Here is a 958-nt window from a genome sequence, read left to right on the forward strand (position 1 = left end):
TCGGGGAGCCGCAACTGCATTCGGCGAAGCTGTCGCCGGCGCCGTTGCCGTAGATGTTTTCCCAGTCGATCCAGGTGCTGAAATCCGCCGAACGCCAGCGTACGTTGGCGATGACATCCGGGTCATGGTTGGGGTCTTGCAGGTTGTTCCAGCCCTGCACCACCCCCAGTTCGAAGCCCAGCATGCTTTCGCCGGGGGCCGATGGCAGTTTTAACGAGTACAGCGCGCCGGCATGCTTGGCCGGGCCGTGCATGAAGGAATAGGTGTGCGAGTAGAAGTCCGTCGGCGCCGGTGAGGGCAAGGCGAAGCCGATTTCATTTTCCAGCGGTGTGTGGAAAATCCCGATCATCAGGTCCGAACCGCCGAGCACCGGGAAATAGAAATCGACGTAGGCCTGGGCAATGGTGAACGCTGGATCTTCAGCCTTGTTCTCGCGATTGACGCCCAGGTCTTCGTCCCAACCGTAGGTTTTGAAGTAGCGCGCATCCTTGCCGTACAGGGCCGTGACGTTAAAACCCCAGTCCGCTTCCTGTGGCATGGGACCAGGAAACGGTCCGACACGACCGACCACATTGCTCTGGGGTTTCTTTTCCACGGCCAGGGCGAACTGGTTGAGGTTCACGCCTTCATCGGTATTGAAGAAGCCTTGTTTGCTGACGTCATCCGTGCCGTTGTTGTTGTAGATCACACCTGCCTGGCCCCAGCCGTAGATCTTGATGCCGTGTTCACGCTCAAGGGTGTCACCAAACACCCCGCGCACCAGCGAACCCATCGGGTCGTCCGCGGCGCGAGCCATTGAGGGAAACAACATGCTGGCACCCAGAACCGGGGCGAACAGGGTTGCAGCGCAAGCCCATGCACGAATACTCATACCTGCCTTCCTTATTTTTATTAGGCGCCAACCCCCCGAAGGGGCGTAAGGCCGAAAGCAAGGCAGGACGTCTTGATGAGCCCTGGC

Annotated in this window: 1 protein-coding gene; it reads right to left on the reverse strand. The window is 59.3% G+C overall.

Going from position 1 to position 958, the window contains the following annotated elements:
* The coding region (locus tag PMI35_RS32060) for an outer membrane beta-barrel protein (protein ID WP_008054333.1) at positions 1-871 on the reverse strand (871 nt) is incomplete at its 3' end.
* Positions 872-958 lie beyond the last annotated feature (87 nt).

This window comes from Pseudomonas sp. GM78, assembly GCF_000282475.1.
GTDB lineage: Bacteria > Pseudomonadota > Gammaproteobacteria > Pseudomonadales > Pseudomonadaceae > Aquipseudomonas.